The organism is Stenotrophomonas maltophilia (assembly GCF_004920835.1).
Classification (GTDB): Bacteria; Pseudomonadota; Gammaproteobacteria; order Xanthomonadales; family Xanthomonadaceae; genus Stenotrophomonas; species Stenotrophomonas maltophilia_AQ.
In genome coordinates this window covers 52,223-71,169 of record NZ_QFHO01000003.1, presented here as the reverse complement: position 1 = coordinate 71,169, position 18,947 = coordinate 52,223, and the positions used below count along the sequence as shown (strand labels likewise).

Genomic DNA, 18,947 nt, shown 5'->3' with positions numbered 1-18,947 from the left:
TCCCAAGACACGGGACCAGTCTAACGCCCTGCCCCGCGCTCAGCGTGCAGCCGTGCGCGCCGCGACACCGGTCACCTTCGCCGGCATCCACATGCCCGGCGTCCAGCCGCTGGCGGCCAGGATCGCCTTCGGGTTGTCCTGCTGGATCAGCGCACGCACCGCATCACGCTTGTCCTTGGCCTGGAGGTAATAGGCCTTGGCGATGCGGTACCCCACCCAGTAACCCAGGTCATAGGGCTCCTGCGAGCCCGGCTTGTAGTTGTACAGCCACGGCGACAGGTCGGTGCTGTCCAGATCCAGTGCGAATGCACTTTCGATATGCACTTCCCGGCCGCGCGTCCACGCCGCGTGGCCCCCATTGCCGACGTTGCCGGAAATCAGTTCGGTGATGAACTCGGCGATGCCTTCGCCCAGCGACACGCGCAGCACGGTCGCGCGCGGATCTCCCGGCTCGAAGTCGCTCAGGCCGGTCTGCTGGATGTGCACGTACTCGTGTGCGATCACGTGCACGAAGCGGTCCTGCACACTGGGATTCATGAAGTCGGCCGCGCACAGCGCTTCCAGGCCGATGATCACCCCACTCTTCGAGGTCAGCCCCACAGGCCGGCCACGGCCCACTGCGATGGTCACCGGCGGGAACCGGGTCTGCGGATAGATCGCCTGCAGGTTGGCGAACACCTGTACGAGGCGCTGCTTGACCGCCGGCAGCTCGGCCAGGCAGTTTCGCCCCTGCGCATACAGCTCGGGCTGGCTGGCGATGGACTCGGCCATCCGTTCGGGAGTTACCCGGCGCGCCTTGGCCAGCTCCGCCAGGCCCGTCGAACCTTCGGCCATGTATCCACGCAGCTGCGCAACACTGGGTTTACCGCCAGCACCATCGTAAAGCGCATAGAAACGACTGACATCCTCGGTGAGGATCTGCGGCCCCGCCGGAGCTGCCGCCGTGGCCACGCCCGTCGCCCCGGCACAGGCCAGGGCCAACAGGCCGCGCAGGATCATGGACATCGCTCCGTCCTTGGTGGAGTGCATGCGAAGCGCGCAATCTATCACTCCGCACGGCCAACCGCAGCAGGCGGATGCGGGCACCCCGGCGCTGTGCCAGACTCGCTTCGGCACCTGCCACGGAAGATGGAGCACCGCACGATGATGATCGTTCCCGCGTACTGGGCCGAAGCCCGCCTGCAGGCCCGTTTCCGCGGCCGGCCGGTGGTCGTGCGTCGCTTCGGCTGGTCCGACGAAAGCCCTGCCGAGGCCCAGGGACACGCCGACCGCCGTGCCAACGAAGCACTCAACGCCATTCTTGCCGGGCAGGCGCTCCCGCGCCGCGAAGTGCGCAGCAATTACGGCGTGGAAGGGGTACCGATCCGCGAGCAGATCGTGCAGCGCGACAGCGATGTCATCATCACCCGCAACAGCTATGGCGCGCTGTGCCTGAACACCCCGGACGTGCTGTTCGCCGACATCGACCATGCGCAACCACCGGCAGGTTGCGTGATGCCCGCCCTCATCGCCGCAGCGCTGCTGTTCGCCGGTGCCATCATCGGCACCCTGCTCTGGCACTGGCTGGTGGGACTGGTACTGGGTGTGGCGGCCGTGGTGCTGGTGAACGCCGCGATGCTGATGCAGCGCAAGCGGCGCCTGGCCGCCGCCGGTGGCGCCGAAGGTGTAGCCCTGCAGCGCGTCGCAGCCTTCATCGAACAGCATCCGGATTGGCATCTGCGCGCCTACCGCACGCCGGCCGGGCTGCGTGTGCTGGCGATGCATGCCTCGTTCTCGCCCGAGGACGAGCAGCTGCAGTCGTTATTCAAGGCACTGGGCACCGACACCCTGTACGCGCGCATGTGCCGGCTGCAGCATTGTTTCCGTGCGCGACTGACACCGAAGCCGTGGCGCGTCGGCCTGAAGTACCGCATCCGGCCACCGGTGGCCGCATGGTCAGCCGAACAGGCCAACAATCCGGATCGACTGGCCTGGATTGCCGAGTACGAAAAGAAGAGCGCCGGCTTCGCGGCCTGCGCTTATCTACGCAGTTTCGGCGATACGACCCGGGTGCATGCCAAGGCCGAGCACGTGCGCGATCTGCATGACCGGCTGTCGCACGCGCAGGATCGTCTACCGCTGGCGTGAGCGTGGCGGACGCTCAGTCAGCGCTCTGCACGAACGGCTGCCCTGCCAGGGTAGTGCCCAGCCGCACCGCGATCTGTTGACCGTCCTTTTCGAAGGTCGTCGCACACTGCTTTCCGTCCTTCTGGCATCCGACTTCCGGAAAGCCCTCCAGCGACTCCGGCGCGCCCTGCGCAGGCTTTATCTGCCAGCCTGCGGCATCCAGCAGGCGCTTGGCCTTGGCGTAGGGCATGCCGGCGATGATGCCCAGCTGCGCCAGTTCGGTGGGCAGTGGCTGCGCACCCGCAGTTGAGACCAGGACCAAGTACAACGTTCCAGCAAGAAGGATGGCTTTCATTGCAACGACCCGGGGCGAACTCACAGGGTCAGCCTAGCCCATCTGCATGGCATGCGAATGTGCCGGTAACACGTCGTTACCGAGTCTCCACAGTTGATTGCAAAGCCGTCGGCATCATTTACATGTGGACAGCAGCCGAGCATGGGCTCGGCTCTACAGGATGCAGAAAGGCCGCCCGGAGGCGGCCTTTCCACGGCAGTCGAGCAAGCTCGACTCTACTTTGCGTTCTTCACGTAAGTGTCGAACCAGTTAAGCATTTCCGCCACCAGCTGTTCGTTCGATTCCAGCGCCGTGTACCAGTGCGGTTCGTTCGGCAGCATCACCAGGCGGGTTGTGCCGCCGTTACCGCGGATCGCCTGGTACAGCTTGCGCGACTGGAACGGTTCGGTGCCCGGGTTGGCGTCGTCCTCGCCGTGCACCAGCAGCAGCGGCAGCTTGATCTTGTCGGCGTAGAAGAACGGCGAGGCCTTCAGGTACACCTGCTGCGCCTGCCATACCGAACGACGCTCGTTCTGGAAGCCGAACGGGGTGAAGGTCTTGTTGTACGAACCGCTGGTCGCCACCCCGGCCTTGAACAGGTTGGTGTGGGCGATCAGGTTGGCGGTCATCAGGCCACCGTGGCTGTGACCGGTCACGCCGATGCGGTTGCGGTCGACCACGCCCATGTCCACGGCCTTGTCCACCGCAGCCTTGGCGTCGGCTTCCAGCTGCTCCAGGTAGGTGTCGTAGGCGTTCTTCGGGTCACCCACGATCGGGAACGAGGCGTTGTCGATGATCGCGTAGCCGGCCAGCAGCATCAGGCGGTACGGCTGCAGACGGGTGAAGGTCTGCTGCGAACCGGACACCTGACCGGCCTGCGCTGCATTGGCGAAATCGGCGGGATACGCGTACAGGATCGCCGGCACGCGCTGGCCTTCCTTGTAGCCCGGCGGCGTGTACAGAGTGAACGACAGGTCCACGCCGTCGGCGCGCTTGTAGGTCACCAGCTGCTTCTTGATCTGGCGCACTTCCGGGGTCGGGTCGACCAGCCTGGTCAGCGCGGTCGCGGTAGAGGCGAACTGCGCTTCGCCGGTCTTCGCGCCGGCCACCGCTTCACCCTGCTGGCGGATGAAGGCATTCGGCGGATCGATCACCGACTGGTGCCAGGTCAGGTAGCGCCCCGGCGTGTTGCTGAAGCCGAGGAACTGTTCGTAGGCGTCGGCACTGCTGCGGAACAGGCGCTCGCTCTTCAGCGTGCCCAGGTCCAGGCGGTCGAGGAACGGGCGGTCACCCTGCGGTGAGGCGCCACGGCCGCTGAGGAAGACGTGGTTGCCATCCTGGCGTACGACCTGCGCGCCATTCGGCAGGCGGGTGAAGACCAGGTTGCCGGGATTGCCGTACAGCTCATCGCTGGACATGTCCCACAGCAGGCGGCCTTCCTTCTTCGGCTGGTCCACATCGACGATGCGGGTCTGCACCCAGTGGCGGTTCTCGTCGTTCTCATACTGGAAAGCCACGGCCGGATCAGCGGTCCATGCAAAACCTTCGAAGCGCTGTGCGGTGCGCGTGATCTCGGTCGGCTTGCCGTTGAACGGTGCCTTCAACATCAGCACGCGATCACGATGCGGCACGCTGACTTTCCAGTCGCCCTTGTCCAGCGCTTCGGCATAGACCAGAGTGGCCGGATCGGTGGCTCGCCAGTCGAAACCGCGCGGGCCCTCTGGCACGCCGTGCACCGGCACGCGATCCGCCAGCGGCAGGCTGGCGATCAGCGTGCTGCGGCCATTGCTCACGTCCAGCACCGCCACATCATTGGCGAAGCGCTGGTAGGTCACCGCATGCGAGTACGGCGCCTTGATCGATTCGGTCAGCACATGCACGCCATCGGGCGCGGCGCTGACCTCGTTGAACAGCGCCGGCTGCCCGACCGGGCGCACGCTGTTGGCGGCGGTATCGACCACGGCCAGCTGCGACGCACCGTAGTAGGCGAACAGCTTCTCGTCATGCACGCTGGTCAGCGTGTCGCGGGCTTCGTAGGTGCTGCTCTCGCCACTGCTGCCCAGCGATTCCTGCGCATCCGGACCGGTCGGCACGCCACCGCTGGACGGCGCCGGACCCTGATTGGCCGGTACCAGCTTCACCAGCAGGTTCTGGCTGCCGCCCAGCCACTGCACGGTGTAGCCGAAGATCGGGTTCAGCTGCACGTTCGGCACCTGCTTCACCTGGCCGGTGGCCGCATCGCCGACCCACAGCTGCACGCTGGTATCGACTGCGTTCTGGAAGGCGAAATGGCTGCCGTCGGCCGACCACAGCGCGCCGGTGGCGCAGCCCTGCGGCAGGTTGACCTTGGTTTCCTTGCCGCTGCCGATATCGACCAAGGTGAAGTCGGCCACGCAGGCCGGAATACCGTAGCCGCCGGGAGTGTCATGGCGACTGCGGTTCTTCGGCTCCAGACGCACACCGGCCAGCTTCAGGTACGGCTGGGCGACGCGGCTGATCGACGGATAGGTCTGTGCGGTGGTCAGCAGCAGGCGCTGGCCGCCCGGGGCCACGTTCGGTGCCGGCGGCGGCGGTGCCTTCAGCACCTTGAGCAGGTGTTCCGGCGGCTTCGCGTAATCGGCAAGCGCCGGGCCAGCGGCCAGCAGGCCGACAGTGGCAACGGCAACAGCCGCCGCCAGAGAGGTTCGACGGATCAGCATCCTTATCCCCTGGGGTGTGAATGGGTACCCGGAATCGGGCATGGCCCCGAATCTAGCACCGCAGGGGTTGTCGTGAATGGGCCGGAAGGGCTAGTGGCCGGATGGAGCAAAGTGGAGTGCAGGTGGCCGGACGGCCATTGCGAGGCATGGCCTGGCACTACTGCTGGGCGTGCAGGTCCCAGGCGGTCAGATAGTCCGGGTCGACCACGATCATGCCGCTGTTGCTCATCCGGTACTCGCCCGGCTGGGCCGGCAGGTACTGGTCTAGCATCGGCGGCAGGTAACGCTCGTGGCCATCGTTCTCGTCGGCCAGCACCACACCTTCATCGGCACTGATGCGCAGCACTGTTCCCGCATACTGCTCCAGTCCCTGCACCTGGCCGTCGCCGCCGTAGCGGGTCACCCCGACCAGCACCAGTTTTCCGATCATTTCTTCGACCTTGGCATCGTCCAGGGCCGGCAGCATTCGTTCGTATTGGTCGCTCATCGGTGCACCTCCAAAGCCTGCAGGATCATCATGGACAAGCCAGCCTTCGCGCTGCGAAGGCCATCGGGCAACGCAGGGACAATCTGACGGGCGTATGTCTGTATTGCAGGGCCGGCACGTCAAGGCCGGGACCGCGTCGGGTGAACAGTGGCGGATGCTGTGGGTGGCGGCCATCCGTGCCGGCAAAGTGGCCGTATCAGACCAGGGTCAACACCACGCGTTGCATTGCATGCAGGGTAAAGCGTGACAGCTGCGCAGTTGTTGCATGACGGCCTCCTGTTGAAGGTCACACGCGAAGTTGATGCTCCATGGACCCGATGCTGACATCGCGCGCGGAATGGTCAAGTGAAGAATGCGCACCCGTTCACCTTTTGTATCGCATTCGGGTGCTTCGATTACGCTTAACCTCTGCTTCACCCGGCTGCACCTAGGGTCAGCCTTCAATCTGCAAGGAACGCACATGCCCCGGTACGCATTCATACGACCGTGGACGCTCGCACTTTCAGCGGCCACGCTCTGCGCCTGCGCACATGCCGCCGACCGCACGCCGACTTCTCAAGGAACCGACACCATGGCCCCATCTGTAGCCGAGACTTCCCCGCCCTCTCCGCTCAACGCGGAGCAGTTGCTGTTGCGCCTGCTGGACCTTATCAAGACGACGACCTCCACCCGCGAGCTCACCGCCGAGCGCCTGTCCGCGGCGATGCAGGCGCCGGCGCAGGTCTTCGGCCCCGGCCACTTCGGCTATGGCGGCACGCTGACACCGGAATGGGGCTACGGACTGGAAGTGCAGCGGGCCGGCACTGCCGACGCGCGGCTGGACCTGAACTTCATGGACACCAGCAGCGATCGCAAGGCCTCGGCCGCGGCGATCTGCCAGGTCGACTTCAACCACTTCGCTTCGGCACTGGATGCCGCTGGCTTCAAGCGCGAGACGGTGCGCGGCGAACACGGCCGGGTGATCTACGACCGCTTTGATCGACCGCAGCTGAGCATCAAGGTCGATACCATGCCCGAGAACCCCCACGCCCTCGGCGACGCCACGCATGCCTGCGTGCGTCTTGTCACCGTGCAGTAAGGGGAGCCATCAATGACGATCCTTTCCGCAGAAACGGAACGCCTGCTGGGCGAGTTCGCCGGCAAGACCGACGTCACCAGCGACCAGGTCGGCAACCTGCGCAGCGTCATCGCGGGTTCGCCCGTGCTGGCAAAGCAGGTGGACGCAGCCATCGCGGCAGGCTATCTGGAACGCTTCGAACTGTTGCCCGCCACAAGCAATGCGGGTGGCACCTACGAGACCGGCACGAAATCCATCAACCTGCCCGCCAGCAGCTTGTCGACCCCGGCGGCGCCGGACAGGTTCGACGCGGCCGAGGTCACCTTTGTACTCGGTCACGAGATCCAGCATGGCTTCAACGATGCTGATGTCGAGCGTGCCTACGTGCAGTTCGATGCCGACGTGGAGCAGATCGCAGGCCGTACCACCTGCCATGATTACACCGAGGCGATCGGCACCCTGCTCGCCGCCAACCGCCGCGATGAGGCCTCTTCGAACATCGCAGGCTGGAATGCGCTGGTCAGCCAGGTACGTGCCAGCAACCCGGACGCTACCCTGCGCGACCTGTATGAAGCCAGCACCCGCTCGACAGACGTCATCCAGTCGCGACCCGGCCCGCCGATCACCTATGCACCGCACCCGGAGCTGACCCTCAATGCGGACCTGACCATCTCCCCCACCGCAGCCAACATCGAGGGAATGGCCAAGCACTATTACGATCAGGGCGTCAGCACCGGCCTGGGCCATCATGGGAATTCGGACTACCAGAATTTCTACGGCGTCCAAGCGATCGAACTGGCCAGCGGATACGAGGCCGCGAATCCAGCGCCCGACGGCGTCAGCCGGATGGAAGTGAACATGAAGAAGCTGGGCCTGGACGAGCGCCTGCTGGAGCAGAACGGGCTCAACCTCGGCGAGGGATCGCCCCCGCGCCAGCCCTACTTCGATACCAGTACCTCGCCGTCGACGCTGCGTTATTTCGACCACACTGAGGGCACGCATACGCATGTGCCGATCACCGCACGGCATGCGACGGAGGGCGATGGCATACCGACGCCGCTTGCGGAAGGGCGTGACCGCTCCCTGCACGAACAGATCCGCGGCAAGGTGGCTGAGCTGGATGCCGCCAATGGACGCAGCTTCGATGCGTCCAGCGAGCGCCTGAGCGCCAGCCTTCTGGTGCTGGCCCGCGAAAACGGGCTGGACCGGGTCGACCATGTGGTGCTCAGCCGCCAGACCGATGGTACGGGCGCGGCGCAGAACATCTTCGTGGTGAAGGGGCCGCTGGATGATCCAGCCTCGCTGCGCGCCTCCTCGCCCACTGCCGAGGCCGCACAACGCCCCGTGCAGGAAAGCCTGGACACACTTGCCGTGGTCAACCGGCAGGCCGATCAGGCCTCGCAGGAGCAGACCCGCGCACAGGTGCAGGAACAACAGCGCGGTGCGCTGGCTCACTGACAGTGAATGACGTGGAGCCGCCGGGGCGCCCCGGCGCTCCCTTGGCGGCACCCACGCTAGAATGCGCGCATGCGCACCGTACATGCCCTCCGCTACATCACTCCCTTGCGGGAAGGTGGCTCCCTGCCGGCCGTGGTCGAGACCGACGACGACGGCATGGCCGTGCTGAAGTTCCGTGGCGCCGGCCAGGGACCGAAGGCACTGATCGCCGAACTGATCGCCGGTGAGATGGCGCGCACGCTGGGCCTGCCGATTCCGGAGATCCTGTTCGTGGAGCTGGACCGCGAGTTTGCCCGCACCGAGCCGGATCCGGAGATCCAGGAACTGATCCGCGCCAGCGAAGGTTTGAACCTGGGCCTGGACTACCTGCCCGGTGCGATCAACTACGACCCGGCGGCAATGCCGGTGGATGCCGATCTGGCCTCGCGCATCGTCTGGTTCGATGCGTTCACCAGCAATGTCGACCGCACCACGCGGAACCCCAACCTGATGGTGTGGCACCGCAGGCTGTACCTGATCGATCACGGCGCGGCGATGTACTTCCACCACGATTGGGCCAATGCTGGCGATGCCTGCGAGAAGCCGTTCGTTCTGATCCGCGACCATGTGCTGCTGTCGTTCGCCAGCCGCATCGCCGAGGTGGATGCCGAGCTGGCCGCGCGCCTGACCGATGCCGAGATCGAGCGTATCGTCGGCCTGGTGCCGGACAGCTGGCTGGTGAATGAGCCCGCGTTCGACAGCCCGCAGGCCTACCGCCAAGGCTACATCAGTTATCTAAAGCACCGCCTGAAAGTGCGTGCGGTGTTCGTGCAGGAGGCCATCCGTGCCCACGCTGCACACGTATGACTACGCCGTCATCCGCGTGGTGCCGCGGGTGGAGCGCGAGGAATTCATCAACGTCGGGGTGATCGTCTCCTGTCCCGGCGCGCGTCATCTGGAAGCGGCCATCGAGATCGATCCGGCACGCCTGCAAGCCTTCGCCCCAGCGCTGGACCAGGAGGCGCTGCAGCCGTGGCTGGATGCGATCGTGGCCATCTGCCGCGGCGACGCGACCGCCGGACCAATCGCGCAGCTGCCCGCGCGTGCGCGCTTCCATTTCCTCACTGCCAAGCGCAGTTCGGTGGTGCAGATGTCGAGCACGCACGTCGGCCGCACTGCGGACCCGACAGGTGTGGTGGAACATCTGATGACGAAGATGGTGCGGGTGCCGGAATGACCGGCACACGTCGCGATCAAAGCGGCACACGTCGCGCGATGTAATTGACCACATTGCCGATCGCATCCGGATCGACATTGGCCAGCCCAACGATCACATAGCCCTGTGCGGGCAGCACCACGATGGCGCTGTTGGAGCCGGGCGCACCGCCTTCGTGGCCGTACTGGTGCTCCCTGCCCTCGCCCTGCACCACGAAGCCGAATCCGTACCAGCCCTTGTGGTTCTGCGCCGTGGTGGCCTGCTGCAGCAATGCAGGTGAGACCAGCCTTCCACTGCGCAATGCCTCGGCGAATTTCACCATGTCGGCCACCGTGCTGTAGCCACCACCGGCTGACATGCCGCGCCAGGGCAGCGACTTCGTTTCACGGACCCATTGCCCATCCTTCTTCGTGTAGGCGACGGCACGCTGCGGGACGTTCACTGTTTCCGGCTCGAAGCCGGTGCCGGTCATTCCCGCCGGGCGCAGGATGTGCTCTTCCAAATACGCGTAGTACGACTGCCCCGAAACCGCTTCGATGATGCGCCCCAATACGATGAAACCATAGTTCGAATAGCTGTCCTCGCTGCCCGGCGTGAACTGCAGCGCATCCCTGGAAAAGCGCTGCACATAGTCATCCAGCGTCTTCAACGACGCGGAATACTGTTCGAAATCATCGCCAAAGAAATCACCCAGGCCACTGGTATGTGACAGCAGCTGGCGAACGGTCACGCTGTTGGCAACGGTCTTGTTCGGATAGTCCGGCAGATGCTTGCCGATCGTGTCATCAAGGCTGAGCTTGCTCTCCTGTACCAGCTGCAGGATGGCCACTGCGGTGAACATCTTGTTGGAAGACGCAAGGCGGAACTGCGTACCCACGCCCACTTGAATACCAGCGGTGCGATCGGCATCGCCACCGCGCCAGTCCAGCAGCACATTGCCGTTCTGTGCAACCTGCAACGCACCCGACAGCACGTCCTGGGCCCGCAGCGCCTCCAGTTTTGCTGTGGCATCGGCCATCAGCGCAGGCAAAGCAACCCTCTCCGGCTTGAACTTGTCCGGTGTTTCAGTGCCTTCGATCTGGAACTGCTTCACATGCGCCGGGCTGGCCGGATCCATGACGGCCGTCACCCACATCGCGCGTTCGCTCAGCTGGCCCATCACCAGCAGCTTCGCCTGGCTGGGCGCGCTCTCGATTGTTTCCAGCACGCGTAGTGGGCCGGTGCTCTCGCGGAACTCGAGATAGTCCTTGGGAGTGCTTCCCTCCCGCTTCGCATATCTGTCGGCGAATGCCTGCAACGCTCCAAGGCTGCCTGCATTGAAGGCCGCAAGCCAGTCATCGATGACATCCTGCGCACGTGGATGCGTATGCTCGGCAGATGTTGCGCCAACTGCCTGAAACGCCAAGGCGGTCACCAGGACCCCGCAGGCCAGCGCATTGCAGAGAAGCAGACGTCCAACAGCCCTCATGGCAGTTCCTTTGCGGGGATCCCTGGAGCCATCCTAGACGAAGGAACCACCCGCCGCATCCACGCTAGGGGCTCTGCCGCAACACCTCGACGTTGACGTTGAATGCCTCGATGCGCTGCCATTCGTCCCGTTCGTACGGCAGCGATTCCACCCCCATGCCGATCTGGTATCTCACCGCGTCAGGACCTTCGCGCCAGTAATAAGGTTCACCGTTGCTCCAGCCGCAGCAGACGTAACGCAACGCAGGCAAGCCGAACGTTGCGTGCAGGAAGGCTTCGACCTTCGCTGCGTGGGCACCGGCAACGCGGTAGTGGGCTTCGATCGGCTTGATGTAGGAGGCATCGTTCTGGCTGCAATCCACGTACTCCAGGCCTTCTGGTTTCCGGCCCATTGCCTTCAGGAAGTCCTGGCAGACCGTGTCAGGTCGGGCCAGGCCATCGGCACGACCGTGCGCTTCCCACTCCGCCAGCGCCTGCGCTGGAAGTTCGGCAGCTCGCAATCCGGTGCTGAACAGCAACGCAGGCAGCACCAGCAGCAGGAAGCGCGCGACACGGTGCGGCCATGGAAACGACATGAGGATGCGATCCTTCGCAGTTGATGGGAACCATGCTAACCGATGGCCTCGCTATCGCCGCGCCATGCTCTGTTCGTTGAAACGTGCCAGGCAGAAGTCCAGGAAGCTGCGCAGCTTGGGGGTCAACTGGCGGTCGCGCGGGTACACCAGGTTGATCCACGTCGATACCGGCACATGATCCGGCAACACTTCCACCAGCTCACCACGCGCCAGCGAGACGGCAAGCATTTCGTAGGGCTGCAGGATCAATCCCAGACCACCCACTGCCGCAGTCAGCAGCGGCTCGGCCTGGTTGACCATGAAGCGGCTGGACACCGGCACGGTCAGCACGCTGCCGTCGGCATCGCGGAAGCTCCAGCGGGTGCGGATGATCGAATGCGCGAAACCCAGGCACTCATGGCGGCTCAGATCGGTCGGGTGAACAATGGCCGGGCGCGATGACAGGTAGGTCGGCGATGCACACAGGACCAGGGGATACGGCCCCAGCCGTCGCGCCACCAGCCCGCTGTCGGCCAGGTCACCGGTACGGAACACCAGGTCGTAACCGTCTTCGACGATATCCACCAGGCTGTTGGACAGGTTCAGATCGACCTGCACGTCCGGGTACTGCTGCATGTAGGCGACCACCGCCGGACCCAGTGCGTGCACGCCAAAGGTGACCGGCGCGCTGATGCGCAGGCGTCCCATCGGCCGCCCACGGGCCACTTCGGCCAACTGCTCGGCGCCCTCCACTTCTTCCAGGATCACCCGCGCCCGCGCCAGATAGGCCTGGCCGAAGTCGGTCAGGCTCTGCTTGCGCGTGGTGCGGTTGAGCAGGCGCACGCCCAGGTGCTGTTCCAATGCCTGGATATGCTTGCCGACCAGTTGTGGCGACAGGTCCAGTGCATCGGCCGCAGCGGCGAAGGAGCCGGCCTCGGCCACCTTGGCGAAGGTCCGCAGGGGAGCGATCAGGCCCATTGCAAAAAATTATTTTTCAATTAAACGCGAGATTACCCCTTATTCTGGATGCAGACCACGCGCACAGTAGACCTCACCTTCCTGCCGGCCCCCTTCGCCGGCTTCTCATTGGAGCCCTCCCCATGACCCAGGTTGTCCGCATCCACGAGTACGGCAACGCCGATGTCCTGAGCATCGACGACATCGACGTTCCGGCCCCTGCCGCCGACGAGATCCAGATCCGGGTAAAGGCCATCGGCCTGAACCGCGCCGAGGTGATGTTCCGCAACGGCGCCTACCTGCAGGAAGCGCAGTTCCCCAGCCGCCTGGGCTACGAAGCGGCCGGCGTGATCGAAGCCGTCGGCAGTGCGGTGAGCGGGTTCGCAGTCGGCGATGCCGTCAGCGTGGTCCCGCCGCTGGATATCGCACGCTGGGGCACGTACGGCGAACTGGCCAACGTGCCGGCGCGGCTGGTGGTCAAGCATCCGCAGGCACTGGGCTTTGAAACGGCGGCCGCGGTGTGGATGCAGTACGTCACCGCTTGGGGTGCGTTGCTGGAGCAGGCGCAGCTGGCTGCCGGGGATTTCGTCATCATCACCGCTGCCAGCAGCAGTGTCGGCCTGGCCGCGATCCAGATCGCCAACGCGGTAGGTGCCACGCCGATCGCGGTAACGCGCGGCCCGGGCAAGCGCCACGCCCTGCTCGATGCCGGTGCCGCCCATGTCATCGCCACCCAGGAACAGGATCTGGCGGCCGAAGTGGCGCGCATCACCGGTGGTGCCGGTGCCCGCGTAGTGTTCGACCCGATTGGTGGCCCGCAGTTCGTGCCGCTGACCGAAGCCATGGCGCGTGGCGGCATCCTGCTGGAGTACGGTGCGCTGAGCAGCGAACCGACCCCGTTCCCGCTGTTCAACGTGCTGGGCAAGTCGCTCACGCTGAAAGGCTATCTGTACTCGGAAATCGTCTCCGACGATGCCGCGTTGGCCCGCGCCAAGGCCTTCATCGTCGACGGCCTGGACAAGGGCGTGCTGATGCCGATGATCGCAAAGGTGTTCCCGTTCGCGCAGATCCAGGACGCGCATCGTTACCTGGAATCGAACGAGCAGATCGGCAAGGTGGTGGTGACGGTGTGACAGCGCCACGCACTGGGGTCGGCCTGCCGCCCCCAGTCCGGTTACCTCGGCAACGCAAACGCCATCACGTAATCGCCGTTCGGGGTTTCCATGAAATGGTGGCCGCCGGCCATGATCACCACGTACTGTCGCCCGCCCTGCTCGTACACCATCGGGTTGGCCTGCCCACCCGCCGGCAGCTTGGCATGCCACAGTTCCTTGCCGGTCTTCAGGTCGATGGCGCGCAGTAGATCGTCGGTCGCAGCGGCGATGAAGATCAGGCCGCTGGCGGTGACCACCGAGCCGCCATTGTTTGGCGTACCGATCTCGATCGGCAGGCCGGAGCGGATTCCGAACGGCCCATTGCCGCGCGCACTGCCGAATGGGCGGTCCCACAGCAGTTTGCCGGTGCGCAGATCGATGGCACGGATGCCGCCATAGGGTGGCTGCTTGCACAGCAGCCCGGTGAACGGCAGCCGCCAACCTGCGTTCACCTGGATGCCATAGGGCGTTCCCACCTGCGGGTCACCAGCCCCTTCAGCGCCGCCCTTGTCGACGCGGATCTTCTCGCGCGGCAGCCAGCCCATGCGATCGGCCTCCGCGCGCGGTACCAGCCGGTTGTAGTTGGGCATGTCGTTGTAGTTGGCCACGATCACGCCACGGCGGGTATCCACCGCCACGCTTCCCCAGTCCGAACCACCGTTGTAGCCGGGGTACTCGATGGAGTGCCGATCGCTGCTCGGCGGCGTGTAGAAGCCTTCGTAGTACGCCTTGCGGAACTGGATGCGGCAGACCAGCTGGTCGATCGGAGTGATGCCCCACATGTCGCGCTCGGTCAGGTCATGCTCGCGGCGCAGTGTGTGGTACAGCGAGAACAACTGCGTGGGCGAACGCTGCTCGGGCTCGACGCCACCGACGGGTACGTTGCGCTCCTCGGCGGCGGTCAGCAGCTGGCCATTGCGGCGGTCGAGGATGTACATGTCGCCCTGTTTGGTCGGCAGCAGGATCGCCGGCACCTTGCCGGCCGCCGTCGGGTAGTCGACCAGGCTGGCCTGCGAACCGAGATCGTAGTCCCACACGTCCTTGCGCACCGCCTGGAAATGCCAGACCGGCTTGCCGGTGGCCACGTCGATCGCCACCAGCGAGGTCGAATAGCGGTTCTGGTTTTCACTGCGTGAGCCACTCCAGTAGTCGCCCGCCGAGTTGCCCAGTGGCAGGTAGACCAGGCCCAGCGCCTCATCGCCGGTCGCGGTGGTCCACATGTTCGGCGTGCCGCGCGTGTAGGTCTGCTCGCGCGGCGGCAGGCCGTTGCGCTCGGGCTGGTCCATATCCCACGCCCAGCGCAGCTTGCCGGTGATCGCGTCATAGGCCTGGATCACGCCCGAGGGCGCGTCGCGGCGCTGCCCATCCAACACCTGGTGACCGGTCACGATCACGCCTCGCACGATCGCCGGTGGCGAGTTGATCGACACGTAGCCAGGGGGCACTTCGCCCATTCCAAGGGTGATGTCGACCTGGCCGTTGTTGCCGAAGTTGGCGCAGGGACGGCCGCTGTCTGCGTCCACCGCGATGATGCGGCCGTCCAGGGTGCCTTCAATGATGCGGGCCCAGCACGCGGGATGACTGCCCGGCGTAGCGCTGCGGGTGACGCTGGGCGGTGGTTCGGGCAGCGCCAGATCGGCCGCGACATCGGCCAGCGCTGCATCGGCCATCGTAGGCGCGTTCGGCTGCTCGTAGTAGCTCACGCCACGGCAGGCGGCGGTGTACGGGATCGAGGCGTCCTTCACCTTCGGATCGAACCGCCACAGCTCCTTGCCACTGCTGGCGTCGAGCGCGATCAGGCGGTTGCGCGCGGTGCAAAGGTAGAGGCGGTCGCCGACCTTCAGGGGCGTGGTTTCCGCGCCCCAGCGCTTCTTCGGCAGGTCACCGGTGCGGAACTGCCAGGCCGGCTGCAGCGTGGCCACATTGGCCGGGGTGATCTGCTGCAGGGGCGAATAGCGGGTGCCCGCATTGCTGCGGCCCCACGCCGGCCAGTCGCCTTCGGCGGGCTGGTCAGCCGGCTGCAGGCCAGTGGTATCGCGCGTTGGTTCCAGTCCGGCGCTGACGGCGCCTTCCGGGAACGGCAGGTGCCCGTCCACTTCACCATGCGGGGCGAAAGCCAGGCTGAAGGCGGCCACGAACACCAGCATCAGCGAGCCCGCCACGCTGCGCGACAGACGCTTTGAAACCGGCTCGCGTAGCGTCGGCGCCAGCAGCGCCAGCACGATGCCCAGCGCGGTCACCAGGCCCAGCCGTGGCACCCAGCGCCAGTAGTCGCTGCCCGACTCCCACCAGGTCCACAGCAACGTGCCCACGAACACCAGCGCGTACAGCAGCGCGCCACTGCGGCGGTTGCCGAACAGCAGGATGCCACTGACCAGCAGCCCCAGGCCGGCGATGGCGTAGTACGCCGAGCCACCGAGGCTGAGCAGCCACGCACCGAGCCCGCCGATGACCAGGCCGAGCACGACCAGCAGCAGCGACAGCACGGTGACCAGAGGATGGCGGGGCGGAGGCGCGGAAGCAGACTGCGGCGTGGCGGACATCGTCGATCTCCGGGGGCAGCATGCGCCGTTATCCCACCGCCGATGTGAAGCGCGCGCGTAAGTGCGGGCACCGGATACGACGACGCCGGCACAGGGCCGGCGTCGTCGGGTACCTCAACCTCGCGGCAGGATCACTCCTGCGCGGCGTCCTCGCTGCTGGCAGCAGCCGGGGCGCCATCGGTCGCGGCCGGGGCGGCGACAGCCACCTCGTCCTCGTCCTCGTCGATCGAGGCATCCATGCGCTCCACCGCCTGCAGCTTCTCGTCCTTGGACAGGCGGATCAGGGTCACGCCCTGGGTGTTGCGGCCGACGCGGCTGATTTCCGAGCCACGCGTACGCACCAGGGTGCCACCATCGGAGATCAACAGGACCTCGTCGCCCGAGCCCATCAGTACCGCAGCGACCAGCTTGCCGTTGCGCTCGGTGGTCTGGATACCGATCACGCCCTGCGTGCCACGACCCTTGCGCGGGTAGTCCGGCAGCGGGGTCCGCTTGCCATAGCCGTTTTCGGTGGCGGTAAGGATGTACTGCACGCTGGCGTCATCGGCGCCGTCGATCACTGCATCGCCATTGGCTGCGGTTTCCTCGACACCGTTGTCGTCCTCGTTCTCGTCCTCGCTGCCACCCGCACTTTCGGCCACGATCAGGCTGACCACTTCCTCGCCGGCCGGCATCTTGATGCCGCGCACGCCGGTAGCGGTACGGCCCATCGAACGGACCTTGTCCTCACCGAAGCGCACGGTCTTGCCGTTGGAGGCGAACAGCAGGATGTCGCGCTCGCCATCGGTCAGGCCGACGCCGACCAGGGCATCGCCCTCGTCGAGGTTGATCGCGATCTTGCCGCGGGCCAGACGGAAGGCGAACTCGCCCAGCGGGGTCTTCTTGACCGTACCGTTCTTCGTGGCGAAGAACACGAACTGGCCATCAGCGTACTCACGCACCGGCAGTACGGCCTGCACGCGCTCACCCGGTTCCAGCGGAATCCAGTTGATGATCGGGCGGCCACGGGCGTTGGAACCGGCTTCGGGCAGCTGGTAGACCGGCAGCCAGAACACCTTGCCCGAACTGGTGAAGGTCAGCAGCGTGTCGTGCGTGTTGACCAGCCACAGCTGTTCGATGAAATCCTCTTCCTTGGTGGACGCTGCACTGCGGCCACGGCCACCCCGGCGCTGCGCGCGGTACACGCTCACCGGCTGGCGCTTGACGTAGCCAGCATGGGAGACGGTGACCACCACGTCTTCCGGCGCGATCAGGTCGAGGATGTCCAGGTCTTCTTCGCTGTGGCGGATTTCGGTACGACGCTCGTCGCCGAACTCGGCCTTGACGCTGATCAGCTCTTCGCGGATCACCTGCAGCAGGCGATCGGGATCTTCCAGGATGTGGATCAGCCCGGCGATCACTTCCAGCAGCTGCTTGTATTCCTCGGTCAGGCGGTCCTGCTCCAGCCCGGTCAGGCGGTGCAGGCGCATTTCCAGGATCTGGGTCGCCTGGATCTCGGTCAGCTGGTAGCCGCCTTCGATCAGGCCCACACCCTTGGGCAGGTCATCCGGACGCGAGGCTTCGGCACCGGCAGCGCCCAGCATCGAACCGACCAGGCCCGGTTCCCACAGGCGCGCGAGCATGCGCTCACGGGCTTCGGCGGGGTTCGGCGAGGTCTTGATCAGTTCGATCATCTCGTCGATGTTGGCCAGCGCGACGGTCAGGCCTTCCAGCACGTGGGCACGGGCGCGCGCCTTGCGCAGCTCGAACACGGTGCGGCGGGTGACCACTTCGCGACGGTGGCGGACGAACGCCTCCAGCATCTGCTTGAGGTTCATCAACTGCGGGCGGCCATCGACCAGCGCCACCATGTTGATGCCGAACACCGATTCCATCTGGGTCTGCTGGTACAGGTTGTTCAGCACAACCTCGGCAGATTCACCGCGCTTGATCTCGATGTAGATGCGCATGCCGTCCTTGTCGGACTCATCGCGCAGCTCGCTGATGCCTTCGATCTTCTTTTCCTTGACCAGCTCGGCGATCTTCTCGATCAGACGCGCCTTGTTCACCTGGTAAGGAATTTCAGTGACGATGATCGATTCGCGGCCGTTGTCGGCCACTTCGATGTCCGCCTTGGCACGGATGCGCACGCGGCCACGGCCGGTGCGGTAGCCGGCGATGATGCCGGCGGTGCCATTGATGATGCCGGCAGTGGGGAAGTCCGGGCCCGGGATGTACTCCATCAGGCCGTCGACATCGATTTCCGGGTTGTCGATCAGCGCGATGCAGGCGTTGATCGACTCGGTCAGGTTGTGCGGCGGGATGTTGGTGGCCATGCCCACCGCGATGCCGGCCGAACCGTTGACCAGCAGGTTCGGGAACCGGGTCGGCATGACCGTCGGCTCCAGTTCCTTCTCGTCGTAGTTGGGCTGGAAATCGACGGTTTCCTTGTCGATGTCCGCCATCAGCTCATGCGCAAGGCGCGACATGCGTGCCTCGGTGTATCGCATCGCCGCAGCGGAATCGCCGTCGACCGAACCGAAGTTACCCTGGCCATCGACCAGCATGTAACGCAGCGAGAACGGCTGCGCCAGGCGCACCAGCGTGTCGTACACCGACTGATCGCCATGCGGGTGGTACTTACCGATGACGTCACCGACGATACGCGCCGACTTGAAGTAGGGCTTGTTGCTGTGCGCGTTCAACTCGTTCATCGCGAACAGCACACGACGATGCACCGGCTTGAGGCCATCGCGCGCATCTGGCAGCGCGCGGCCCACGATCACGCTCATGGCGTAATCGAGGTAGCTCTTGCGCATCTCGTCTTCCAGGTTGACCTGGATGATTTCCTTGGCGGTTTCTGCCATTCGGGTTCCGTTGTCTGGTAGCGGTCCAGTCCGGCGCAGCCCCCTGCGGGAGGGAGTCGTGCCGGAACCTCGATTCAACCGCTGGATTCT

At 65.3% G+C, this 18,947-nt stretch carries 15 protein-coding genes; 6 read left to right on the top strand and 9 right to left on the bottom strand.

From position 1 onward, the window contains the following. Positions 1-39 precede the first annotated feature (39 nt). Positions 40-1,005, bottom strand: coding sequence for a DUF2268 domain-containing putative Zn-dependent protease (locus tag DI041_RS03220; protein ID WP_136638244.1), 966 nt, complete (start codon positions 1,003-1,005; stop codon positions 40-42). Positions 1,006-1,143: 138 nt separating this feature from the next. Between DI041_RS03220 and DI041_RS03215 the strand changes: the two genes are divergently transcribed. Further along, positions 1,144-2,127 (top strand): hypothetical protein, encoded by a 984-nt coding sequence (locus DI041_RS03215; RefSeq protein WP_046986801.1) that lies wholly within the window; start codon positions 1,144-1,146, stop codon positions 2,125-2,127. 13 nt (positions 2,128-2,140) lie between these two features. Here DI041_RS03215 and DI041_RS03210 read toward each other — a convergent pair whose 3' ends face one another. The 3 genes from DI041_RS03210 to DI041_RS03200 form a co-directional block, all read right to left on the bottom strand. Then, complete coding sequence (locus DI041_RS03210; RefSeq protein ID WP_046986800.1) at positions 2,141-2,461, bottom strand: hypothetical protein; 321 nt, start codon at positions 2,459-2,461, stop codon at positions 2,141-2,143. Between the two features lie 215 nt (positions 2,462-2,676). After that, a complete protein-coding gene (locus DI041_RS03205) occupies positions 2,677-5,139 on the bottom strand; it encodes a S9 family peptidase (protein ID WP_136638245.1) in 2,463 nt (820 codons plus the stop codon). Positions 5,140-5,296: 157 nt separating this feature from the next. Next, the gene (locus tag DI041_RS03200) at positions 5,297-5,626 is read right to left on the bottom strand and encodes a hypothetical protein (protein ID WP_006376346.1); all 330 of its coding nucleotides are present in this window, start codon (positions 5,624-5,626) and stop codon (positions 5,297-5,299) included. Between the two features lie 571 nt (positions 5,627-6,197). Here DI041_RS03200 and DI041_RS03195 point away from each other — a divergent pair. The 4 genes from DI041_RS03195 to DI041_RS03180 all read left to right on the top strand — a co-directional run bounded on the left by DI041_RS03195 (position 6,198) and on the right by DI041_RS03180 (position 9,357). Next, entirely contained in the window at positions 6,198-6,704 is a 507-nt protein-coding gene (locus DI041_RS03195) for a hypothetical protein (protein ID WP_248298428.1), read from the top strand. Positions 6,705-6,716: 12 nt separating this feature from the next. Further along, the gene (locus tag DI041_RS03190) at positions 6,717-8,141 is read left to right on the top strand and encodes an XVIPCD domain-containing protein (RefSeq protein ID WP_136638246.1); all 1,425 of its coding nucleotides are present in this window, start codon (positions 6,717-6,719) and stop codon (positions 8,139-8,141) included. A gap of 69 nt (positions 8,142-8,210) precedes the next feature. Continuing rightward, positions 8,211-8,987 (top strand): HipA family kinase, encoded by a 777-nt coding sequence (locus DI041_RS03185; protein WP_065724459.1) that lies wholly within the window; start codon positions 8,211-8,213, stop codon positions 8,985-8,987. Then, positions 8,965-9,357, top strand: coding sequence for a DUF3037 domain-containing protein (locus tag DI041_RS03180; RefSeq protein ID WP_046986795.1), 393 nt, complete (start codon positions 8,965-8,967; stop codon positions 9,355-9,357). Before DI041_RS03185 ends, DI041_RS03180 begins: the two co-directional genes overlap by 23 nt. A gap of 16 nt (positions 9,358-9,373) precedes the next feature. Here the strand turns inward: DI041_RS03180 and DI041_RS03175 are convergent, their stop codons facing one another. The 3 genes from DI041_RS03175 to DI041_RS03165 all read right to left on the bottom strand — a co-directional run bounded on the left by DI041_RS03175 (position 9,374) and on the right by DI041_RS03165 (position 12,335). Next, complete coding sequence (locus tag DI041_RS03175) at positions 9,374-10,804, bottom strand: serine hydrolase domain-containing protein (RefSeq protein ID WP_136638247.1); 1,431 nt, start codon at positions 10,802-10,804, stop codon at positions 9,374-9,376. Positions 10,805-10,868: 64 nt separating this feature from the next. Next, on the bottom strand, positions 10,869-11,378 hold the full coding sequence (locus DI041_RS03170; RefSeq protein WP_136638248.1) for a DUF4952 domain-containing protein: 510 nt from the start codon (positions 11,376-11,378) through the stop codon (positions 10,869-10,871). 51 nt (positions 11,379-11,429) lie between these two features. After that, complete coding sequence (locus tag DI041_RS03165) at positions 11,430-12,335, bottom strand: LysR substrate-binding domain-containing protein (RefSeq protein WP_136638250.1); 906 nt, start codon at positions 12,333-12,335, stop codon at positions 11,430-11,432. A 122-nt stretch (positions 12,336-12,457) separates the two neighbouring features. Here DI041_RS03165 and DI041_RS03160 point away from each other — a divergent pair, with 122 nt between their 5' ends. Then, positions 12,458-13,447 (top strand): zinc-dependent alcohol dehydrogenase family protein, encoded by a 990-nt coding sequence (locus DI041_RS03160; RefSeq protein WP_136638252.1) that lies wholly within the window; start codon positions 12,458-12,460, stop codon positions 13,445-13,447. A 41-nt stretch (positions 13,448-13,488) separates the two neighbouring features. Here the strand turns inward: DI041_RS03160 and DI041_RS03155 are convergent, their stop codons facing one another. Both DI041_RS03155 and gyrA read right to left on the bottom strand, forming a co-directional pair. Next, entirely contained in the window at positions 13,489-16,011 is a 2,523-nt protein-coding gene (locus DI041_RS03155; protein ID WP_136638253.1) for a membrane-bound PQQ-dependent dehydrogenase, glucose/quinate/shikimate family, read from the bottom strand. Between the two features lie 131 nt (positions 16,012-16,142). Continuing rightward, positions 16,143-18,857, bottom strand: a complete 2,715-nt coding sequence (gyrA, locus tag DI041_RS03150) for a DNA gyrase subunit A (RefSeq protein WP_012511546.1) — start codon at positions 18,855-18,857, stop codon at positions 16,143-16,145. Between the last annotated feature and the right edge of the window lie 90 nt (positions 18,858-18,947).

Coding starts and splice junctions, on each gene's coding strand:
- DI041_RS03155 (WP_136638253.1), bottom strand. CDS start 16,011: ATGTCCGCCACGCCGCAGTCTGCTTCCGCGCCTCCGCCCCGCCATCCT.
- DI041_RS03185 (WP_065724459.1), top strand. CDS start 8,211: ATGCGCACCGTACATGCCCTCCGCTACATCACTCCCTTGCGGGAAGGT.
- DI041_RS03205 (WP_136638245.1), bottom strand. CDS start 5,139: ATGCTGATCCGTCGAACCTCTCTGGCGGCGGCTGTTGCCGTTGCCACT.
- DI041_RS03175 (WP_136638247.1), bottom strand. CDS start 10,804: ATGAGGGCTGTTGGACGTCTGCTTCTCTGCAATGCGCTGGCCTGCGGG.
- DI041_RS03200 (WP_006376346.1), bottom strand. CDS start 5,626: ATGAGCGACCAATACGAACGAATGCTGCCGGCCCTGGACGATGCCAAG.
- DI041_RS03210 (WP_046986800.1), bottom strand. CDS start 2,461: ATGAAAGCCATCCTTCTTGCTGGAACGTTGTACTTGGTCCTGGTCTCA.
- DI041_RS03165 (WP_136638250.1), bottom strand. CDS start 12,335: ATGGGCCTGATCGCTCCCCTGCGGACCTTCGCCAAGGTGGCCGAGGCC.
- DI041_RS03195 (WP_248298428.1), top strand. CDS start 6,198: ATGGCCCCATCTGTAGCCGAGACTTCCCCGCCCTCTCCGCTCAACGCG.
- DI041_RS03160 (WP_136638252.1), top strand. CDS start 12,458: ATGACCCAGGTTGTCCGCATCCACGAGTACGGCAACGCCGATGTCCTG.
- DI041_RS03190 (WP_136638246.1), top strand. CDS start 6,717: ATGACGATCCTTTCCGCAGAAACGGAACGCCTGCTGGGCGAGTTCGCC.
- DI041_RS03215 (WP_046986801.1), top strand. CDS start 1,144: ATGATGATCGTTCCCGCGTACTGGGCCGAAGCCCGCCTGCAGGCCCGT.
- DI041_RS03170 (WP_136638248.1), bottom strand. CDS start 11,378: ATGTCGTTTCCATGGCCGCACCGTGTCGCGCGCTTCCTGCTGCTGGTG.
- DI041_RS03220 (WP_136638244.1), bottom strand. CDS start 1,005: ATGTCCATGATCCTGCGCGGCCTGTTGGCCCTGGCCTGTGCCGGGGCG.
- gyrA (WP_012511546.1), bottom strand. CDS start 18,857: ATGGCAGAAACCGCCAAGGAAATCATCCAGGTCAACCTGGAAGACGAG.